Origin of the sequence: Nucisporomicrobium flavum, from assembly GCF_016464385.1 — a bacterium.
Taxonomy (GTDB): Bacteria; Actinomycetota; Actinomycetes; order Mycobacteriales; family Micromonosporaceae; genus Actinoplanes; species Actinoplanes flavus_A.
Window position 1 is genome coordinate 283332 of the sequence record NZ_JADMLH010000010.1, and the last position, 19988, is coordinate 303319.

The 19988-nt window shown below is 73.4% G+C and carries 17 protein-coding genes and 1 pseudogene; 6 read left to right on the forward strand and 12 right to left on the reverse strand.

Translation table 11 applies throughout. From position 1 onward, the window contains the following. Positions 1-22 precede the first annotated feature (22 nt). Together IT780_RS24590 and IT780_RS24595 are read right to left on the reverse strand one after the other, a co-directional pair. Positions 23-817 carry an MOSC domain-containing protein gene (locus IT780_RS24590; protein ID WP_199514005.1) on the reverse strand — a complete coding sequence of 265 codons (795 nt, stop codon included), beginning with the start codon at positions 815-817 and terminating at the stop codon, positions 23-25. 166 nt (positions 818-983) lie between these two features. Beyond that, positions 984-1517 (reverse strand): DUF4240 domain-containing protein, encoded by a 534-nt coding sequence (locus tag IT780_RS24595; RefSeq protein ID WP_199514006.1) that lies wholly within the window; start codon positions 1515-1517, stop codon positions 984-986. A gap of 53 nt (positions 1518-1570) precedes the next feature. Here IT780_RS24595 and IT780_RS24600 point away from each other — a divergent pair, with 53 nt between their 5' ends. The 4 genes and pseudogenes from IT780_RS24600 to IT780_RS42110 all read left to right on the forward strand — a co-directional run. Continuing rightward, positions 1571-2533, forward strand: a complete 963-nt coding sequence (locus tag IT780_RS24600; RefSeq protein ID WP_199514007.1) for a phosphotransferase family protein — start codon at positions 1571-1573, stop codon at positions 2531-2533. A 143-nt stretch (positions 2534-2676) separates the two neighbouring features. After that, the gene (rpsT, locus tag IT780_RS24605) at positions 2677-2943 is read left to right on the forward strand and encodes a 30S ribosomal protein S20 (RefSeq protein WP_199514008.1); all 267 of its coding nucleotides are present in this window, start codon (positions 2677-2679) and stop codon (positions 2941-2943) included. A gap of 1044 nt (positions 2944-3987) precedes the next feature. Beyond that, positions 3988-4968, forward strand: coding sequence for a DNA polymerase III subunit delta (holA, locus tag IT780_RS24610; RefSeq protein WP_199514062.1), 981 nt, complete (start codon positions 3988-3990; stop codon positions 4966-4968). Further along, positions 4965-5222, forward strand: a pseudogene (locus tag IT780_RS42110) (hypothetical protein); the annotation flags it as partial. The gene holA and the pseudogene IT780_RS42110, both read left to right, overlap by 4 nt. Before the next feature lie 1306 nt (positions 5223-6528). Here the strand turns inward: IT780_RS42110 and IT780_RS24620 are convergent. The 4 genes from IT780_RS24620 to IT780_RS24635 all read right to left on the reverse strand — a co-directional run bounded on the left by IT780_RS24620 (position 6529) and on the right by IT780_RS24635 (position 12960). Further along, positions 6529-8940, reverse strand: a complete 2412-nt coding sequence (locus IT780_RS24620; protein WP_199514010.1) for a GH92 family glycosyl hydrolase — start codon at positions 8938-8940, stop codon at positions 6529-6531. 28 nt (positions 8941-8968) lie between these two features. Then, a complete protein-coding gene (locus IT780_RS24625; protein ID WP_199514011.1) occupies positions 8969-9745 on the reverse strand; it encodes an SDR family oxidoreductase in 777 nt (258 codons plus the stop codon). A gap of 75 nt (positions 9746-9820) precedes the next feature. Next, entirely contained in the window at positions 9821-12172 is a 2352-nt protein-coding gene (locus IT780_RS24630; RefSeq protein WP_372443786.1) for a ComEC/Rec2 family competence protein, read from the reverse strand. Continuing rightward, positions 12169-12960: a ComEA family DNA-binding protein gene (locus IT780_RS24635; RefSeq protein WP_372443790.1), complete on the reverse strand. Its 792-nt coding sequence runs from the start codon at positions 12958-12960 to the stop codon at positions 12169-12171. Before IT780_RS24635 ends, IT780_RS24630 begins: the two co-directional genes overlap by 4 nt. A 455-nt stretch (positions 12961-13415) precedes the next feature. Between IT780_RS24635 and IT780_RS24640 the strand changes: the two genes are divergently transcribed. After that, positions 13416-14189: a putative protein N(5)-glutamine methyltransferase gene (locus IT780_RS24640; RefSeq protein WP_199514012.1), complete on the forward strand. Its 774-nt coding sequence runs from the start codon at positions 13416-13418 to the stop codon at positions 14187-14189. Between the two features lie 40 nt (positions 14190-14229). Then, a complete protein-coding gene (locus tag IT780_RS24645) occupies positions 14230-15255 on the forward strand; it encodes a DUF1444 domain-containing protein (protein WP_199514013.1) in 1026 nt (341 codons plus the stop codon). Positions 15256-15416: 161 nt separating this feature from the next. Here IT780_RS24645 and IT780_RS24650 read toward each other — a convergent pair whose 3' ends face one another. From IT780_RS24650 to IT780_RS24675, 6 genes are all read right to left on the reverse strand, one after another. Then, complete coding sequence (locus IT780_RS24650) at positions 15417-16265, reverse strand: DegV family protein (RefSeq protein WP_199514014.1); 849 nt, start codon at positions 16263-16265, stop codon at positions 15417-15419. A 25-nt stretch (positions 16266-16290) separates the two neighbouring features. After that, entirely contained in the window at positions 16291-16656 is a 366-nt protein-coding gene (locus IT780_RS24655; protein WP_199514015.1) for a hypothetical protein, read from the reverse strand. A gap of 62 nt (positions 16657-16718) precedes the next feature. After that, complete coding sequence (locus IT780_RS24660) at positions 16719-17357, reverse strand: histidine phosphatase family protein (RefSeq protein ID WP_199514016.1); 639 nt, start codon at positions 17355-17357, stop codon at positions 16719-16721. After that, positions 17354-17752: a ribosome silencing factor gene (gene rsfS / locus IT780_RS24665; RefSeq protein ID WP_199514017.1), complete on the reverse strand. Its 399-nt coding sequence runs from the start codon at positions 17750-17752 to the stop codon at positions 17354-17356. Before rsfS ends, IT780_RS24660 begins: the two co-directional genes overlap by 4 nt. Positions 17753-17841: 89 nt before the next feature. Further along, positions 17842-18429, reverse strand: a complete 588-nt coding sequence (nadD, locus tag IT780_RS24670; protein WP_199514018.1) for a nicotinate-nucleotide adenylyltransferase — start codon at positions 18427-18429, stop codon at positions 17842-17844. 26 nt (positions 18430-18455) lie between these two features. After that, a complete protein-coding gene (locus tag IT780_RS24675) occupies positions 18456-19979 on the reverse strand; it encodes a hybrid sensor histidine kinase/response regulator (protein ID WP_199514019.1) in 1524 nt (507 codons plus the stop codon). Between the last annotated feature and the right edge of the window lie 9 nt (positions 19980-19988).

The window sequence follows — 19988 nt, forward strand, 5'->3', positions numbered from 1 at the left end:
CGCCACCGCGCACAGACGTCGGTCACACCCGATCCAGCGGCCGATGCGGCCCGGCCGGCAATTCCACGGATACCGCATCGCCCGGCCTGATCACGCCACCACGCAACACGACCGCCATCACCCCGGCCCGGCGCACCGGATTGCCGGCCTCGTCCTTGCCGAGCACCCGCTTCAGCAGCCCGGGCCGGAAGCGGTTGATCTGCTGACACGGGTTCCGCAGCCCGGTCACCACAACCGCAGGCCGGTCATCGACGTCAGCCCGCTCGGCCTCGGCGGCCACAACAGCCGAAAGCACCGCAACAGCGCCGGCGGTGGGATCATCCAGCGTGGCCCGCCCGGCGGCCGCCACCACATCGGCAGGCCCCTGCCCCGGCCCAACGCCGGCTCCGACGCTCGCGCCAGCCCCGGCCCCAGCTCCCCCACCGCTGCCGACACCGACACCCACACCCACACCCACACCGGCACCGAATCGCAGGATCGTGCCGCACGGCAGGCCGAGCAGGTCGATCCCCGTAGTGGTGACGTTCTCGCCCATTCCACCGGCCGGCACGTCGAACCCCTCGGCTCGTACCTCGTCGTGCAGCTCGGCCTGGATGAGGTGGACCTGGCGCAGGTTCGGCTGAAGCGGGTCGACGGCCACCCGGCTGCGGTGCCGGACCGTGACACCGGCGTGGATGTCGCCCTCGACGCCCAGCCCGGGGACCAGGACGATCTCCGGCCGGTTCGGTTTGCTGAACGAATACGCATCGTTGCAGCTCACCGCGGCGACTCCGCCACGCAACGACACTTCCGCGGGAACCTGCTGCTCAACGCTCATGGCCCAACCCTGCCCACGGTCGCCGTCCTTTCTCGACCCCATTTCCCGCCCACTGGCGAGCGGCCCACATCACCAGCGGCACACATCACAGCGGCACAATCACCCCCGCCACCCAGCGCGGCGCCGCCGAACCAGCCGCAGATGCCAAAACACCTCGCTCCAAGAGCTAGTCCGGCGGCTCCAGGAACAGCGACGACAACCGGGGCAGCCGCCGCTGCATCTCCTCCTCGTCGTCAAAATCCCAGAGCATCGCCGCGTCCGGCCGTCCAGGAGGCGCCTCGCTGGGCGGCATCTCCTCGCCGGTCGCCTGCTGGTACGCCATCTGGGCGATCGTCAGCACTTCCTCGGCCTCGAACACCGCGCCGGTGCTCGCGGCGGAGCGGACGGCGGGGACGTCGGCCAGCGAGTCGGGGTCTCGGACCGCCCGGGCCAGGACGTCGCGCCCGTTGGCGATGAGCCAGCCACGGAAATGGTCGAAGCCGTCGTCGGAGCAGCCTCCGTTGATGAGGTAGGCCGCCGCCCACAGGTCTTCCTTGCCGGAGGCGCTCATCACCTTGTCGAGGTGGCGGGCCCAGTCCACGATCTCGGCGGGGTCGCGCCCGGCCAGCTCGGCTGCCGCCCGTTTCGCCACCTCGTCCGGCGAGGCCGGCCGGTCGGCGGTCGCCCGGTCGATGACCGCCCAGAAGTCGTCCGTTCTCATGTCCGACAGCCTGCCAGCCGGGTACGACAAAAGCGGGGAGGCAGGATGGGGGCATGCGTCCGGTATCGCTGCCCGAGATCGCTTACGGCGCTACCGCCGTACGCCCGGATTGGGATGATCTGCCACCCACCGTGCGGTCGGCGATCAACGACCGGTTCGGGTCTCCGGTCGTTTCCGCCGCCACCGCGGGTGGCGGCTTCACCAGGGCTTTCGCGGCCATCGTCGAGACGGCAGCCGGCGAACGCGCCTTCCTCAAGGCGGCCCCGCTCGCAGACCCCCCATCCGACGCGTACGCCCGTGAGGCGGCCATCACATCAGCGCTGCCACCCGAGGTCCCCGCCGCCCGCCCGCGCTGGACCCTCGTCGCCGGAGGCCACTACGTGCTCTGCCTGGAGGCGGTTCGCGGGCGCGTACCCGAGCTGCCCTGGAAGCCGGACGACCTCGCCTCGGCCTTGCAGGCGTGGCAGCGAGCATCGACAGCACTGGCCGTCTCACCGGTGGCGGCGTTGCCCCGGCTGAGCGACATCGTCCGCGGAGAGCTGTCGTGGTGGTCGGAGATCGCAGCGGGACGCGCGCCGATCCCACCGTCGCCCGCGTGGGTCCGTAGTCACCTCGACGACCTCGCGCGCCTGGAACAGGGCCTTCCCCCGCTGGTCGAGGGCCCGGCGATGCTCCACGGCGACCTCAGGATCGACAACATCATGATCGATGCGTACGGGAAGAGCTGGCTGTGCGACTGGACGTGGCCCTGCCTCGGCGCACCGTGGTTCGACACCGTCACGTTGCTCGTCACCGTGTACGCGAGCGGCCTGGACACCGACCGCCTGCTGGAGCCGTGGGGAGCTCCGGACGCCGGCGTGGACGGCACGCTGGCCGCGATGAGCGGCTACTGGCTGACCCGGGCGGCCGGTGGCCCGAGCAGCGCCTCCCCGCACGGCCGGCAACACCAACGGTTCAGCGGCGGCCAGGCGCTGGCCTGGCTCGCGGCACGCCGGGGCTGGCCGACAACGGGCTGAGCTGCCGCGGTGCCCCGGCTGGATTTGGGGACGCCCGAGCGAGCCTGATACATTGGTTCGTCGCGTGTGGTGACGCGCTGCTACCCGCTGCGCCCGCCACCGTCCGAGTACATCATCCGAACTAGTCAGGACAAGGCTGTCGCGTGGCGAACATCAAGTCCCAGATCAAGCGCAACCGGCAGAACGAGAAGGCCCGGCTGCGCAACAAGTCGGTCAAGTCGTCGCTGAAGACCGTGATCCGCAAGCTGAACGAGGCGAGCGAGGCCGGAGACACCGCGACGGCCACCACGCTGCTGCGTGTCGCCTCGCGCCAGCTCGACAAGGCCGCTAGCAAGGGCGTCATCCACAAGAACCAGGCGGCGAACCGCAAGTCGGCCATCGCCAAGCGGATCGCCTCGCTGTCCGCCTGACCTGCGCCGCCCCGCGCCCGCCGCGGAGCAGCACAACGGCCGCCGCCTCCGGGTGAGCGGCCGGGTCGAGGACCACACTCCAGGCACCGCCGGACCTTCAGGTCCAGCGGTGCCTGAGTCGTATCCCCACCCAGCCCAGGCGCCCCATCCCGGCCGGCCGGCGAACGTGGCGAAGACCACTCACCTCCGGCGCGCTCCTACCGATCCGGTGAGCCTGGTGGACAGAACTGCACTCTTCGTAGCGGCCGCGGACGGCGTGCCCACAAACGCCGGGCGCCGAGCCACGGGCGCTGTGCCACGGGCGCTGTGCCACGGGCACCGGGCGCGAGGCGCCGACCACGTGGCGACGGCACGGGCCACGGGCGACGGCACGGGCCACGGGCGACGGCACGGACCACGGGCCACGGCACGGACCACGGGCCACGGCACGGACCACGGGCCACGGCACGGACCACGGGCCACGGCACGGACCACGGGCCACGGCACGGACCACGGGCGACGGCACGGGCCACGGGCACGAGCGACGGGCGACGGGCGACGGGCGACGGGCGACGGGCGACGGCCTGAGGGGCCATGGGTGCCGGGCCACCGGCGCCGGGCGCGGGGCGACGGCCACGGGCCGAGAGGGCCGCGATTGGTTCTTCCGCACCCCGAACCACCGACCGGCACGGCGGCCGGCGACGCGACTTGGCCGCCGGGGCCGGCATTGCACCCAAGCCCGGATGCGGGCGCGACCAGGCCGGGACGGCACCCGCCGGGCCGTGCGCCACGGGACCGTGCTGCGGCCGTACCTATATAGGCCATCACCGCGAAAGGGCAACCGGACACGCCCGAGTTAGGCCGTCTGTGCGATTCGACCCTCGGCGATCGGTTCGGATGTGCGTCGGATCACGTTGGCCTCGCGGGCCAGACATCCAGCCTGATCGAGTACGTCACGCCTGGGGCAGGCATGGCGGTTTGCCGATATGTCTGGTTTCGCGTTCCCCGGTCAGAGGGATGCGCGCAGGAGTGAGCCGTACGGAAGTGTCGGACCAGCGTGCGAAGATTCTCGGCGTGAACAGCGCGCCTCCCTCCCTGCTCCTTGTCGTCGGCGACGAGGAGCTGCTTGCCGCCCGGGCGGTCGCCGCGGCGGTCGAGGCGGCCCGCGCGGCCGAGCCCGGTGCGGATGTCCGGGAGTATGAGGGCGGTCAGCTGGCCGCCGGCGAGGTGGCCGAGATGCTGAGCCCGTCGCTGTTCGGCGGGCGGCGGGTGCTGGTGATCCGCAGCGGGCAGGACGCGCGGAAGGATCTGATCACCGCGTTGCTCGCGTATGCGAAGAATCCCGACCCCGACGTGACGTTGATCGTCACGCACCTCGGCGGCGCGAAGGGCAAGGCGCTGACCGACGGGCTGAAGTCCGCGGGGGCGACCGTGGTGGCCGCCGCGAAGCTCAAGGGTGATCGGGAGCGGACGGCGTTCGTGCGGGACGAGTTCCGGCGCAACGGCGGGCGGTGCGACGAGCCGGCCGCCGCGGCGCTGCTCCAGGCCGTCGGCACCGACCTGCGCGAGATCGCCGCCGCGTGTTCGCAGCTGCTCGCCGACACCGACGGCAAGATCACCCCTGCGGTGGTCGCGCGGTACTACAAGGGCCGGGCGGAGGTCAGCGGGTTCGCGGTGGCCGACGCTGCGATGATCGGCGACGTTCCCGCGGCGCTCGAGGCGCTGCGGTGGGCCCTGCATGTCGGCGTGGACCCGGTGCCGATCGCCGACGCGATCGCTGACGGCGTGCGGACGGTCGCTCGGGTCGCGTCGGCGGGTCGCGGCAATCCGTACCAGATGGCGAGTTCGCTGGGGATGCCCGCCTGGAAGATCCAGAAGGCTCAGGAGCGGGCGCGCGGCTGGTCCCCGGAGGGTCTGGTCGACGCGATGCGCGCGGCCGCCGAGTGCAACGCCGCGGTCAAGGGCGGCGGCGAGGACCGGGGGTACGCGCTCGAGCAGGCCGTGTTCGCCGTGGCCGAGGCGCGCCGTTCCGGAGGATCCCGGTGACCCGTTCCCGCCGCGCCGGCCTCTCCCGCGACGAAGCCCGCCGCCAGCCCCTGTACGCCCGCATGCTCGGCCTGCAGTATCTGGCCCCGAGCGGGTTCCTGTGCTTCGTGTTCCTCGAAGGCGCGATCGCCCTCGGCATCCTCCTGGCGCTGGCCGAGCTGGTCAGCTGGTGGGGAGTGCTGGTGCTGCCGGTCACGGTCGCGGTGATGGTCAAGCTGAACGATGCGGTGGCGGGCGCGCTGACCCGGGCTTCCACGGGAGCGTCCCGGCCTGCGTCCGGCGGGCCCGGGGCCGGCGCCGCGGGGCGTGCTTCACGCGGTCGGCGTTCTGCGGCCGCCGGCCACGCAACCGATGGGCGGCAAGCCGCAGAGCTGGGCGTGGTGGGCTCCGGTTCGGAGTTCCGCTCCGCTGCGCTCGGTGACGCCGGGCATGGCACGGCGTTGGCTGAGGCGGGGCTGAGCGATCTCGGGTTCGCAGCGGAGTTGGCTGACGCCGGGCGCCGGGCGGACGTGAACCGCGAGACCGGGTTCTCCCTGCGCGATGACGATGGGGTGGGCGGTTCCGGTGTCTACGCGAGCACCAGGGCGAAGCCGGGGGACGGCGGAGCGACCCGTCGCATGGCCGCATCGACGGGCTCGGGTGACGCGACGCAGCGGCTCTCGAGGCGCCGGGCGCCTGGAGTGCAGACGGTCCGGCTCCCACCCTCCGTGATCGAACAGGCCGCCCAGGACGCCGGCCACGACCAGTCGGCGTACGGCACCTGGGCGACCGACCGTCCCGTGACGCCGGAACCGGCTCGGGACGAGCCCGGGATCGACCTGTCCACTCAGGAGCTGGACCGATTCCCGCCCGGGCAGCAGCGCCGTTTCGCGCCGGAACCGGACGATGCCGACCCGTTCCCGGCCGACCGAGGCCGCTTCTCGGCGGAACCCGTCGTGTTGGCGCCCGAGGCCGAGTCGTTCGCGCCGGAGGCATTCACGCCGGCACCGCTCGCGCCCGGGCCGTTCACCCCGGCACCGCTCACGCCCGAGCCGTTCACCCCGGCGCCGCCGCTGTCACCGGAGCCGTTCGCGCGCGAGGACGACTACTTCACCGCAGCACCTGATCCGTTCGCGCCCGAGGGTGACCGCTTTACCGCAGCAGCTGACCCCTTCTCGTCGGAGCCTTATCCGCTCCGCCCCGGCTACGGCGACCCCGCCTCCACCGGCGCGGGCGCCGTGCCCGACGGGAGCGCAGGCCTGCGTCGACCGTCAGAGCGCAGGCGACGGGCAACCCACGACGACTACCTGCCGCCACTCGCGGGCGAGCTCCACAGCGACGCGGCCGGCGAACTCCGCCGCCACGCGGACGACGGACTCCGCAGCGACGCTGCCGGCGAGCTCCGCAGCGGCACGGCCGCGACGGAACCGGACCTGTTCCCGACCGCGGACCCGTCGGCCTTCCCCATCGACCCGTCGGCGATCAACGGGCCGCGAGCTGCCACGCCGTGGCCGGCCCAGCTCGACGACCAGGACCAACGCACCCGCCAGTCAGCATCCCGCCGCTACGAGTAGGAATCCGTCAGTGGTCCCGGGGCAGATCACCGGGCGCCGTAGCCCATCCCGTATCCGCCTTCTCCCCCAGTGCGAACGCCACCGTTCCGCCCCGCTGCACGAACGACTCCGGCAGCCACGACTTCTTCAGCACCGCCCCGTTCAACCGCACCCCTTGCACGTACATCCCTGTCCCGCCGGCGTTGATCGCCAACCGGACCCCGTTGCTGCGGTCGATCTCGATCCGGGTGAACACCGGGCTCCCGAGCAGTAGTTCCGCCCTGCCGGGCACCTGCGGGAACAGCCCGATGGCGGCGAACACGTACCAGGCGCTCATCGTGCCCAGGTCGTCGTTGCCGGGGAGGCCGGCCGGGCCGGTGCCGTACGCGGTGTCCACGATCTGCCGTACGGTCTCCTGCGTCTTCCACGGCTGCCCGAGCCCGTTGTACAGCCACGGCGCGTGGATGCCCGGCTCGTTCGTCGGGTCGTAGCGCAGCGCGTTGCCGCCGAGCACCGCCCAGTTGCCGTTCTCGTCGTGGAAGAAGCCGTCGAGCCGGGTGGCCGCCGCCGTCCGGCCGCCCATGAGCGCGGCGAGGCCGGACACGTCCTGCGGCACCATCCACGTGTACGTGGCGCTCGACCCCTGCGCGAAGCCGACGTCCGTGGCCGGTGTGAAGCCGCTCTGCCAGCTCCCATCGGCCCGGCGCGCGGCCTGGTAGCCGACCGCGGGGTTGAAGGTGTTCGTCCAGTAGTCGCCGCGCGGGAGCAGCTCGCGGTACAGATCCGTACGCCCGGCGCGCTGCGCCCACATGGCGAGGGAGAAGTCGGCGAGCGAGTTCTCCAGCGTTTCCGCCGCCCCACCCCAGCAGTGACAGATGTCGTTCGCGGCGTACTTGAGGGCGAGGTACGTGGTGAGCGTCGGCCGCTGTCCCAGGCACTGGCCGGGGCACCCGGCGTCGGAGAGCGCGTCGGGGTTCTGCACGGTGGCCTGCCTGACCAGCGAGTCGAGGGCCCCGCGGACGTCGAAGTCGCGCACGCCCATCGCGTAGTACGTGGCCAGCGTCGGCGCCGCAGGGTCGCCGGTCATGACGTGGGTCGGGGCGCCGAGGTGCAGCCACCGGTCCCAGATGCCCCGGTTCTGCGCGGCGAAGTCCATCATCGACTGCGCCATGTCCCCGGCGACGTCCGGGCGCAGGATGGCCAGCAGCTGGATCTGCGCGCGGTACTGGTCCCAGCCCGAGAACGTGCCGTACGCCGCTTCCTGTCCCGGGCGGAGGCTGTGGATCTGCAGGTCGGCGCCAAGGTAGCGGCCGTCGACGTCATTCATCGTCTGCGGCTGCATGAGCGAGTGGTAGACGGCGGTGTAGAAGGCGGTGGTGCGGGCCTCGGTGCCGCCGCCGACGCGGATCCGCTTCAGCTCGGTGGTCCAGGCAGTGCGGGTGGCAGCCGCGACCGAGTCGACGGTCGCGCCGGCGGGCACCTCCGCCTCCCGGTTGGCCGCGGCGCCGGCCGATGAAACGTACGAGATCCCGATGCGCATCCGCACGTCCGTGTCCGAACCGGTGTCGAAGCCGACCCACCCGCCGGAGCCGCGGCCGGCCCGATCGGCGCCGGTCAGGTAGCCCTCGCCGCCGCCGGCCGTGGTGCCTCCGGGCGTGACCGCCGAGTCCTTCCACGTGCCGGTCCGCGCGAAGTCACGGTCGAACACCGCGCTGAAGTAGAGCCGGTAGTAGGAGCGCCGGTTCGGGTTGGAGGCGCCGCCCCCGTTGCCGCGCCGCCCGCAGAAACCCCCGGTCAGGACCGAGCCGTTCACCGTACGAGCGGAGGCGTCGATGCTGATCTCGGCGTCCTCGCTGCCGTTCAGCGAGTTCGAGGTGCGGAACAGCAAGTTCGCGGCCGCCCCCGCGGGGAACGAGAAGTCCCCGACGCCCGCCCGGGTGCTCACCGCCAGGTCGGTCCGCGCGCCGGAGTCGAGCGTGACCGTGTACCGCCCGGGGCTCGCCGACTCGTTGGCGTGCGAGAACGTGGCCGCGTACTTGGCGTCGCGGGTGTCCGCGGTCGGTGAGGTGTCCACGTCGCCCACGTACGGCATGATCGGCACGTCGCCCGCGGCGCCCGGATTGCACCCGGCACCGTTGACGTGGGTGAGGCTGAACCCGCGCACCTTCGTGACGTTGTACTCGTACCCGTTGGCGGCGCCGGTGCTGGTCTGGTCGCCGGTGGTGCTGGTCGGGCTCCACGCGATCATGCCGAACGGCCGGGTCGCCCCGGGCCACGTGTTGCCGCCCCGCGAGCTGCCGATGAACGGGTCCACGTACGCGGCGGGATCCGCCACGAGCGGCACGGGCGCGGCTTCCGCCCGTACGGCCGGGGCCACGGAAACGACCAGCACCGTTCCCACAGCCGCGGCCAGCAGGGAACGAACACGAGGCTTCACCATGGACCGAACCCTACGGCGACGTCGATGATCACCGATACGTCCGAGGATCATCGTCGCGGTGAATGCTCGGCGAACCCGCCGCCTCGGCCAGCCATTCGTCGAATGTCTGCACCCCGCGCGGCCCCGGACCGGTCGGCAGCAGTCCACCCGTACGCATCGGGCCGGGCAGCCAGAGCGGCACCACCGGCCGGCGGCGGGCAAGCCCGGCCCGGATCACCCGCCGGGCCATGTCGACCAGGGACTCGACGCGCGGCCCGGCCAGGTCCCCCGCCATGCCCTTGGGCTCCCCGACGGCCAGCTCCACCAGCGCCTCGGCGACTTCCCTGACCGCGACCGGCTGCACCTTCATCGCCGGCACCAGCGCCACCGGTCCCGGCAGCCGCTCGAGGATCTGTCCCGGGAACTCGTGGAACTGCGTCGCCCGCAGCACGCTCCACGGGACCCCGCCCTCGCGCACGACCGCCTCCTGACGCAGTTTCCCCTGGTAGTAGCCGGTCTTCACGCGGTCGATGCCGACGATCGAGAGCGTGACGTGGTGGCGGACGCCGGCCCGCGCCTCCGCCTCCGCCAGGGTGCGCCCGGCCTTGTCGAAGAAGCCGACGGCCGCCTCCCGCTTCATCGTGGTGACGTTGCTGACGTCGATCGTCGCCTCCACCCCGGCCAGCGCCGCGTCGAGTCCCGAGCCGGTGAGCAGGTCGACGCCCGCCGCCCGCGACAGCGGGACCGGCTCGTGCCCCGCCCGGTCCAGCAGCTCGACCACGTGCCGCCCGGTCAGGCCGGTGCCTCCCGCGACTGCAACCTTCATCGTTCGCTCCCTCCGAGAACCACCGGTTGTCTCGCTCAGGGGACGAGACACCGGGCCGGAACGTGACAGGCCGGCTCACGACGGCGGGTCACCCCGTGCCACCACGGCCAACCCTCCTCCGGTGCGCACCGCCGCGAGATCACCTTCCTCATCGGTACGCAGCACCGTGGCCCCGTCCCGCCCGAGCTTCGCGAGCAACGACGCGTTCGGGTGCCCATAGTCGTTGTGCAGCCCCACCGACACCAGCGCAACGGCCGGGTCCACGGCGTCGACGAACTCGGGCGACTGGTACGCGCTGCCGTGATGCGCCACCTTCAGCACGTCGGCGCGTACCGCACGAGCGCCGAGGTGCCGCAGCAGCTCGTCCTGCTCCTCGGTTTCCGCGTCGCCCGGCAGCAGCACCGTCCGGCCGTCGACCCGGGCCAGCAGGACGAGCGAGTTGTTGTTGGGATCGGAGTTCGTCCCGTGCAGCGGCTCGAACGGCCCGATGACGGTCAGCTCCAGGCCGCCGGCCGCGTACCGCCAGCCCGGCCCGACGGCGGCCATGGGCGCCCGGGCGCTCCCGGCCTCGGCGGCGACGGCGGCCCGGCCCGCGGGCGGCTCCGGCCAGTCGGGCGTGACGACCGCGCCGACGGTACGCCCGCGGAACACCCCTTTCACCCCACCGATGTGGTCCACGTGGAAGTGGCTGACGACGAACAGCACGACCTGCCGTACGCCCAGCCGCCGCAGGCAGCGGTCCACCGCCTCGGGCTCGGGCCCGGCGTCCACGACGATCGCCTGTCCCCGGCCCACCGGCAGCACCACGGCGTCGCCCTGCCCCACCGCGCAGGTCACGACGATCCAGCGCGGCGGCGGCCATCCCGAGGCGAGCAGCCGTACGGGCAGCGCACCCAGCATCGCCCCGGCCGCGACCACCGCCACGAGCCGCCGTACGACGGGCCTGCGCGCCGCCACCAGCAACGTCACGGTGAGCGCCCCGAGCAGCACCGCCCCGCCGACGCCACCGGGCCACGGCAGCGCTCCCGCGGGCACCCGGGCCCCGTACGTCGCCACGACCACGAGCCACCGCGCCGGCCACTGCCCCACCCAGGCCGTGAACTCGGCGCCGGCCGGCCACACCGGTGACAGCACGGCGGCCGACACCCCGAGCAGCGTCGCGGGCGCGATGGCCGGCACGACCAGCAGGTTCGCCGGTACGGCCACGAGGCTGACGCTGCCGGAGAGTCCCGCGACGACGGGCCCGCAGGTGACCTGGGCCGCAGCGGGCACGGCGAGCGCCTCCGCCGCCCAGGACGGCCAGCCGCGCCGCACCAGCGCGTCCCGCCACCCCGGCGCCACGAGGAGCAGCCCGGCGGTGGCCAGCACGGACAAGGCGAACCCGGGGTCCCCGGCGAGCTCGGGGTCGGCAACGATCAGGGCGCCCACTCCCGCCGCCAGCGCCGGCACAGCCGCCCGGGGCCGCCCCGAAGCCAGCCCTACCAGCCCGATCGCCCCCATGGCCGCGGCCCGTACGACGCTCGGCGACGGCCGGGCGAGGATCACGAAGCCGGCCAGCCCGCCGGCACAGATCACCGCGGTGACCACCGGACCGGCCCGCGTGCGCCGGACGGCGAACAGCACCACGCCGAGGATGATCGCCACGTTCGCGCCGCTCACCGCGTTGAGGTGGGTCATGCCGGTGGTCCGGAAGTCCTCCTCGAGCGTGGGCTGCAACCGGCTCGTGTCCCCGACGACCAGCCCGGGCAGCAGCCCACCGACGTCGTCGGGCAGCGGTTCGCAGGCACGCTGGAGCCCGGCCCGCAGCGAACCGGCGGCGCGCTGCGACCACGACGGCCGCCCGTGCAGCACCGGAGCGTCCTTGACGGACAGCACGGCGGCGCGCAGGTCGCCACCGCGCGGGCCGAGAAGCTTGCCGGTGGCCGAGAGCCGCTGCCCCGGCAGCAACGGCCGCCACGCCGGGTTCTTCCCCAGCACGATCGCCCGCGCCGACAGCCGCATCGCGGGGGCGTCCTCCGGCTGCAGCCCGGTCAGCTCCACCGAGACCAGGTACGTGGGAGGCAGGCCCGGCGACCCGTCGAGCGCCCGGGGATCGTCGCGCACGACCAGCTCCGCCCGTACGGTGGCCCCGGCAGCGACCAGAGCGGCCAGCGGGCCGGCCTCACGCACACTGACCCGCGCGGCGGTGGCGACGGCCCCGCACCCGGCACCGAGCAGCACTGCCGCGACCACCCACCGCCCGCCGCCTAGCCACAGCCGTCCGGCCTTCCCACCCGCAGCCGAAGCCGGCGCGAGGGCCGCGGCAGCAGCGGTGAGCAGAGCGGCTCCACCCACGACCAGCCCCACGGGGAACGACAGGTGGAGCGCCGCCAGCGCGGCCAGCCAGCATCCGACGGCGAACCCGGCGAGCCGCAGATCGGCCATCATACCGTCACCAGGTCCTTGAGCTGCTCGAACCGCGCGTCCCCGATGCCGTCGACCTTCCGCAGGTCCGAGACGGCCTTGAAGCCGCCCTGCGCGTCCCGGGCGTCGAGGATCCGCTGGGCGAGCACCGGCCCCACCCCCGGCAGCGTGTCGAGGTCGGCGAGGGTCGCGGTGTTCAGATTGACAAGCCCGCCGCCGGCCGCCGATCCAGGGCCGGCCGGTGCGCTCGGTGCGGCCCCGGGCGGCGGCGTGACCCCGACCATGATCAGCTCGCCGTCGACGACCTTGCGGGCCAGATTGAGCGGGGCGACGTCGACACCGGGCACCGCACCCCCGGCGGCCTGCAGCGCATCGGCCACCCGCGCCCCGGGGGCCAACTGCACGAGCCCGGGCCTGCGCACCTTGCCACCGACCGCCACCACCACCTCGGCCGCCGCGGACGACGTGACGGGGGCGCCGGTGACGGCCTCGGTCGACGGCAGCGGCACGGGCTCCACCCGCGGCCGCGACCGCCACGCGATCAGAGCGGCGACCAGCACGACCACGGCCGCGACGGCAGCGAGCGCCTTGACGCCCCGCCGCCCCGGGTCGAACGCCCCCAGCCGCGGGCCCGCACCCCCGCCGAACACCCCCGAGCCGGGTGCGGGTTCCTCGGCTGATCGAAGCGGCGCGTCGGAGGCGGACCAGGCCGGCCGGCAAGCAAGATCCCCCGAGCTGCCCACGGCGGCCCCGTCATCCCCGGGCGGATCGTCCGGGGAGGCCCGGAAGGCACCCAGCGACGAGGGAGGCAGCGTCACATCATCGGGCCAGCCCGGCGCGTCATGCGGCCACCCCGGCACGGCGTCCGACCACCCGGGCACCACATCCACCCAGCTCAGCCGAGACCCACCGGGAACCGGCCATCCCGAGGAGGAAGCCAAGCCCGACCGGGAAGCCGAGCCCGGCTGGGAAGCCAGGCCCGCCTGAGAAGCCAGGCCCGCCTGAGAAGCCAGGCCCGGCGAGGAAAGCGAGGCCGGCGAGGAAGGAGGAACAGCCTCCCCGGGCGGCGCAGCCCACGGCGACCCAGCCCGGAACCCGGAGGACTCGGCAGATGGCACCGCCGCCCGCGCCAGGACAGTGCTGAGCCTGGCACGTACGGCCGCTTCGGATTCGTTCGCCTCAGACACGCCGCGACCGTAGGGTTTCGGCGGCGAGGAGCGCCGGCACCCCTGTGGACGACGGCGCAGTGTGGACAACCGGGAGATCGATGAAATCTGTGGTACAGCCCGAGGTCGTGGAGCGGCTGCGCGCCGCCGGCTGCGTGTTCGCCGAGGACGAGGCGGCGGTCCTCACCGAGGCCGCTCCCGACGCCGCCACGCTGGGCGAACTCGTCCGTCGCCGGGTCGAGGGCGAGCCGTTGGAGCAGGTCGTCGGCTACGCGGACTTCTGCGGCGTCCGGGTCCGGCTACGCCCCGGGGTCTTCGTTCCCCGATGGCGCAGCGGCCTGCTGGTCGAGCTGGCGGCGGCGCATGCGGGAGCGCGGAGCACGGTCCTGGACCTCTGCTGCGGCTCCGGAGCCCTCGGGATGGCCGTTCGTCACCGCGTACCGTCCATCACCCTGCACGCCGCGGACGCCGATCCCGCCGCCGTAACCTGCGCCCGCGACAACCTCGGCGGGGGCGTGCACCGCAGTGACCTCTTCGCCGGCCTGCCCGCGCACCTGCGCGGGACCGTCGACGTCCTGCTCGCGAACGTCCCGTACGTCGCCACCCGCCACCTGCCGTTCCTCCCCGCCGAGGCGCGGTTGCACGAGCCCCGCACGGCGCTGGACGGCGGTGAGGACGGCCTCGACCTCTTCCGCGCCGTCGTGGCCGCGGCTCCGGCCTGGCTCGCCCCCGGCGGCCTGCTGCTCTCCGAGGTCACCGAGGCGCAGGTACCGGCCGCCATCGATGCCGTGCGTGCGGCGGGCCTGCGGGCCGCCGTCCATTCCGATGACGACCTTGATGCGACGGTCGTGACAGGCGCGTCCCCGAGGCGATAAGGTCGGCGGCCGACCGACACGCGGGGAGGGCACGAGCGCCGTGGGGCTGTTCCGCAGTGTTGCCCGGGCGCGCCTGGCGAGCCAGGTCCTCCGGCGCCTGCGCCGGGCCGGCGTGCCGGATGCCCGCTACCACCGGGGTACTTTCTCGGTTCACGCCACGCGGCCGGGCGACGGCGAGCCGAGCGTGCTCCGCCTCGACGAGGTCCGCCGCGGCCGGGTGCGCGAGTTCGTCGCGGCGTTCCTGCGGGCGCCCGGGCTGCCGGCGACCTGGGCCGAGGCGCGGCCGCTGCTGCGCCCGGTGTTGCGCGGCATCGTTCCACCGGCCGACGTCGGCACGCCGCTGCGCCGGCCCGCGTTCCCCTTCCTCGCGGAGTACGTGGTGGTCGACCAGCCCGACACGATGACGTACGTGAACGCGGCGCACGGCTGGGGCGTGACCGACGACGAGGTGTTCGCCGCCGCGCGCGCCAACCTGTCCGGGGCGACGCTGATGGGTGCCGCCGACGAGCCTGTGGTGGTGCAGTTCGTGGACGACGGCGACTCGTACTGGACGTCGCACCTGCTGCTCGACGGCTGGCTCGCGGGGCTGGCCGGGCAGGTGGGTGGCCGGCCGGTGGCGTTCGCGCCGGAGCGGGGCACGCTGCTGGTCACCGCGGACGGCAGCGACCTGCTTCCGGGGTTGTTCGAGCAGGCCGAGGCGGCCTTCCTGGCGTCGCCGCGGGCGATCACCCCGATGGCGTACGTCTCCGACGGGAGCGGCCGGACCGTGCCGTATCCGGCGCCGCCCGGCTCGCCGTTCGAGGTTTGCGTGCGGCGGGCCGAGGCCGTTCTCGCGGCCCGGGCGTACGAACGTCAGGCGGAGAGCCTCCCGCTCGCGGCTGAGCTGCTCATCACGGGGCAGGGGCGCACCCGCGCGGTCTGGCCCTCGGACGGCCCGGCGCTGCTGCCCCGCGCGGATGAGGTCCAGTTCGGCGAGACGGTCCGGCCGTGGGACGAGCTGGCACCGCACCTGACCGCGCAGGGCCTCGATCCGGAACGCTGGCGCGCCGAGAAGTGGCCGGTCTAGGGTCTGTTTCGTGCCCGGGGTCGGAGCGAGGCGGAGTCCAGATTTCGTCTGCGTGCGGCCCGGGGAAGCCTGGATACCGGTGTTGTATCCCGGCTTTCGCGGGACGTGCGCAGGCGGGATCTGGGCCCGCCGCAGCCCGGCCTCCGGGTGCGAAACAGACCCTAGCCGCGCCGGTGCACGACCACGCCCGCCACGCCCGGCCCGACGTGCGCAGCCACCACGGCCCCGATCTCGGTGATGTAGCAGTCCCGTAGCCGGTCACCCAGCCGCATGGAGACCGCGTCGGCGAGCGACCTGGCCCGGTCGGCGCTGCCCAGGTGGTGCACGGCGATGTCGACGTCGCCGGTGCCGGCGGCTTCCACGGCGAGGTCCACGAGCCGGGCGAGCGCGCGGCCCGCCGTACGCACCTTGTCGCGGACGACGATCGACCCGTCGACCACGTGCAGGATGGGTTTCACCGACAGCGCGGTGCCGAGCAGGGCCGAGGCGGCGCCGATGCGGCCGCCCCGGCGCAGGTGCTCCAGCGTGTCGACGTAGAAGAGCGTGCTCACCTGTGCGGCGTTGTCGGCCGCGGATCGGCGTACCTGTTCCAGCGTGCCGCCCGCGCGGGCCGTGCTGGCCGCGGCGAGCGCCGCGAAGCCGAGCCCCATGCCGGTGGTGCCGCTGTCGACGACCTGGACCTGCGGACCGACCTCGCCGGCCGCCAGCACCGCGGCGTCGTACGTGCCGGACAGCCGCGACGACAAGTGCACGGACACCACGCCGTCCGCCCCGGAGTCGAGCAGCTTGTGGTACGCGGCGACGAACTGCCCGGGCGCGGGGCGTGAGGTGCTGACGGCGAAGCGCCGGCCGCCGAGCGCGCGGGCCACCTCGGCCGGCGAGATCTCCTGCCCTTCGAGCCCTTCGTCGCCGTTGATGACGACGGTGAGCGGTACGACGGTCAGGTCGTACGTCCCGCTCAGCTCGGGGGGAAAGTACGCGGTGGAGTCGGTGACGACCGCGACGGGCATGCGGGCACGGTAGCCGATGCGGGGCCTAGTTCGCGCGGATCGCGGTCACAAGGAACGGCGTGCCCTGCATGCAGGTGGTCATCGTGCCGGGCTGGGAGCGCCCGGTGACGGTGACGGAGGCGCCGTCCTTGGCAGCCGGGCGCAGCTTCTCGTCCCGGATGATCAGCAGGTTGTCGTCGAGCATCAGGCAGCCCGGCTCGACGCCCGCGGTGATCGTGCCGGAGATCGTCCGGGTGCGGGTGTCGACGGGCGTGCTGGGCTCTTCCGTGGGGACGGCGGAAGAGGCGGGCGTCTGCGGGGCGGGTGCTCCGGCCGGTTCGGCGGCATCGCCGCCCCCGTTGGCGCAGCCGGCGACGGACAGCGCCAGCGCGGTGGCGGCGAGCAGAGTCATACGTCGGATCATCATGGCCCTTGGACGCTACCGGTCCGCCGATCCGTTCCGGGCGGAGGTGGTCAAACCGGCGGCGGGACCGGCCGCTCGGAGAACGGCCCCACGTTGTACGCCGCCAGCTGCCACCCGCGCGACTCGTCGTGGGTGAGCTCCGCCCAGTGACAGTTCTGCAGCGCCCGAAGCGTCCGCAGCTGCTCGCGGGGCCAGCCGAGCAGGGTGCCGATCCCCTGGCGGGCCGCGGCCCCGTGGGTGGCCACGATGACCGTGCCGCCCGCGGGCGCGGAGCCGACAGCCTCCTGGAACGCGTCGGCGACCCGTTTGCCCATGGCGTCGAGGGTCTCGATGTCGCCGCCGATGACGTCCTCGCCCGCCTTCCAGCGGGCGTGCTCCTGCGGGCGGGTCTCGGCGACCTCGTCCATCGTCAGGCCCTGCCAGGCGCCGAAGTAGCGCTCCCGGAGCCGCTCGTCGTGGCGCACGGAGTGCCCGGTCAGCGCGGCCAGGGCGGCCGCGGTGTCGGCGGCGCGGCGCAGGTCGCTGGAGACCAGGGCGGCGGGGCGCAGGCGGACGAGCAGCTCGGCCGCGTCGACGGCCTGCTGCTCGCCGAGCCCGTTGAGCGGCACGTCGGACTGCCCCTGGACGCGGCCGGCCGCGTTCCAGTCGGTGTTGCCGTGCCGCCAGACGATGAGGCGGGTCGTGGTCATGCCACGCCGGAGGAGTCGGCCTCGACCATGTCCCGGTCGACGAATTCGATCGTCGGGCAGTCCTTCCACAGCCGGTCGAGCGCGTAGAACTCCCGCTCCTCGGTGTGCTGGATGTGCACGACGATGTCGACGTAGTCCAGCAGGACCCAGCGGCCCTGGCGCTCGCCCTCGCGGCGGACCGGCTTCGCCTTCTCCGGGAGGTTGATCAGGGCCTCCTCGACGGCGTCCACGATCGCGACGACCTGCCGCTCGTTGGAGGCCGACGCGATGACGAACGCGTCGGTGATGTACAGCTGCTCGGCCACGTCGATGATGACGATGTCCTGAGCCTTCTTGTCGGCGGCGGCCTGCGCTGCCGTCAGCGCGAGCTCGCGGGCGCGGTCGGTGACGGGCACCGGTCTCCCCTCGTTAGGTTTCGTGTCGGGCTCAAGCCTCTCACACCGGTATGACAACCCGATCCGGACAGACACCCCGAAAGCGGTCGTCAGTCCCGATAAAGATGCCGCTTGGCGATGTACTGCACCACACCATCGGGTACCAGGTACCAGACGGGGTGCCCCTTCGCGACCCGCGCCCGGCAGTCGCTGGACGAGATCGCCATCGCCGGCACCTCCACCAGCGTCACGCTGTCGGCCGGCAGGTGGGCGGCGGAGAGCTCGAAACCGGGCCGGGTGACGCCGACGAAGTGCGCCAGCGAGAGCATCTCGAGCGCGTCCTTCCACGACAGGATCCGCTCCAGCGCGTCGGCACCGGTGATGAAGTAGAGATCGGTCTCGGGCCCGTAGATCGCGCGCAGGTCCCGCAGGGTGTCGATCGTGTACGTCGGCCCGTCCCGGTCGATGTCGGCCCGGCTCACGTGGAAGCGCGGGTTCGACGCGGTCGCGATCACCGTCATCAGGTAGCGGTCCTCGGCCGGGCTGACCGCGCCCTTCTGCCAGGGCTGGCCGGTCGGTACGAACACCACCTCGTCGAGGTCGAAGCGGCTCTGCACCTCGCTCGCCGCCACCAGGTGACCGTGATGGATCGGGTCGAACGTCCCGCCCATGATCCCGATCCGTCGACGCCTGTCCATCGGCGAATCCTAGATCAATCGTCCGTTCAGCTGTCGAGGCGCTTGCGGACCGCTGCCAGCAGGTCCTCCGCGGTGAACGGCTTCTCGAGCAGCGCCACGCCCGGGTCCAGGGTGCCCTGCGAGGCCAGGACCGGCTGGGCGTACCCGGACATGTAGAGCACCCGCGTCTCGGGCCGTACGCCGGTGAGCCGCTCGGCGAGCTCCTTGCCCAGCATGCCGGGCATCACGACGTCGCTGACCAGCAGGTCGATCGCGCCCTCGTGCAGCGCCGCCACCTCGAGCGCCCGGGTGCCGCCGTCGGCCGACAGCACGTGGTAGCCCGCCCCGGACAGGATGCGCCCGGCCACGTCCCGCAGCGCCGCCTCGTCCTCGACCACGAGGAGCGTCTCGCCGTGGCCGAGGGTGGCGACGGGCTCCGGCTCGGCCGGCTCTTCCGTGGCCTCCTCCTGCGAGGCCGGCAGCAGCACGGTGACGGTGGTGCCCACGCCGGGCTCCGAGGCGATGCCGACGCTGCCGCCGGCCTGGGTGGCGATGCCGTACACGGTCGCCAGGCCCAGCCCGGTCGCCTCGTGGTTGGGCTTCGTGGTGAAGAACGGCTCGAACGCCCGCTCCACCACGTCCGGCGTCATCCCGCGGCCCGAGTCGCAGACCCGCAGCCGGACGTAGTCGCCGGGGGCCAGCTCCGGGTGCTCGCCGGGCGACAGGTGCGCGGCCGCGGTGTCGATGACGAGGCTGCCGCCGCCGGGCATCGCGTCGCGGGCGTTCACGGCGAGGTTGACCAGGAGCTGCTCGATCTGGCCCGGGTCACAGGTCACCGGGGGCAGCGCCGCGGCCGTGTTGGTGACCAGCCCGATGTGCTCGCCGAGCGTACGGCGCAACAGCTCCTCGACCTCGCGGAGCACCTCGTTCAGGTTGAGCACCTGCGGCCGGATCACCTCGCGGCGGGCGAACTTGAGCAGCTGGTGGGTGAGGCCGGTGCCCCGCTCGCCGGCCTTGACCACCTGGCGCGCGTCGGCCGCGATGGTGGCCACGTCCGGGGTGGGCGACTCGGCCTCCTCGATGACGAAGTGGGCGTAGTTCACGATCACGCCGAGGAGGTTGTTGAAGTCGTGCGCGATGCCGCCGGCCAGCTGCCCCAGGGCCTCGAGCCGCTGGCTGCGGTGCCCGTGCGCCGCCGCCTCCAGCTGCCGGCGCTCGGTGACGTCCCGGACCACCGCCACGGTGAGCTCACCCTGGGGGGTGGAGACCACGGCGAGTGACGCCTCGGCGGGAAACTCCGTGCCGTCGCGCCGGAGCACGTTCAGGGAGATCGTGCCCATCGGCCCGGCGCCCATCCCCCGGCCGGAACGCTTGGCCTCCTCCGGGAAGGCCTCGAGGGCGGCCTCGGTGAGCAGCACGCCGGCGTGCTTGCCGAGCAGTTCGCCGCGGGTCCAGCCGAAGATCTCCTCGGCCCGGTCGTTGAGCAGGACGATCCGGCCCTCGTCCATGACGACGATCGCATCCGGGGCGGCCTGCAGCAGACCGCCGGACAGCTCCTCGGACCACTCCACCGCTCACCC

Excerpts from the sequence above, each read along its gene's own strand:
- IT780_RS24600 (WP_199514007.1), top strand. The coding sequence starts at position 1,571 with ATGCGTCCGGTATCGCTGCCCGAGATCGCTTACGGCGCTACCGCCGTA.
- IT780_RS24590 (WP_199514005.1), bottom strand. The coding sequence starts at position 817 with ATGAGCGTTGAGCAGCAGGTTCCCGCGGAAGTGTCGTTGCGTGGCGGA.
- IT780_RS24630 (WP_372443786.1), bottom strand. The coding sequence starts at position 12,172 with ATGATGGCCGATCTGCGGCTCGCCGGGTTCGCCGTCGGATGCTGGCTG.
- IT780_RS24620 (WP_199514010.1), bottom strand. The coding sequence starts at position 8,940 with ATGGTGAAGCCTCGTGTTCGTTCCCTGCTGGCCGCGGCTGTGGGAACG.
- IT780_RS24650 (WP_199514014.1), bottom strand. The coding sequence starts at position 16,265 with ATGCCCGTCGCGGTCGTCACCGACTCCACCGCGTACTTTCCCCCCGAG.
- IT780_RS24625 (WP_199514011.1), bottom strand. The coding sequence starts at position 9,745 with ATGAAGGTTGCAGTCGCGGGAGGCACCGGCCTGACCGGGCGGCACGTG.
- IT780_RS24655 (WP_199514015.1), bottom strand. The coding sequence starts at position 16,656 with ATGACTCTGCTCGCCGCCACCGCGCTGGCGCTGTCCGTCGCCGGCTGC.
- IT780_RS24595 (WP_199514006.1), bottom strand. The coding sequence starts at position 1,517 with ATGAGAACGGACGACTTCTGGGCGGTCATCGACCGGGCGACCGCCGAC.
- nadD (WP_199514018.1), bottom strand. The coding sequence starts at position 18,429 with ATGGACAGGCGTCGACGGATCGGGATCATGGGCGGGACGTTCGACCCG.
- IT780_RS24660 (WP_199514016.1), bottom strand. The coding sequence starts at position 17,357 with ATGACCACGACCCGCCTCATCGTCTGGCGGCACGGCAACACCGACTGG.
- IT780_RS24640 (WP_199514012.1), top strand. The coding sequence starts at position 13,416 with ATGAAATCTGTGGTACAGCCCGAGGTCGTGGAGCGGCTGCGCGCCGCC.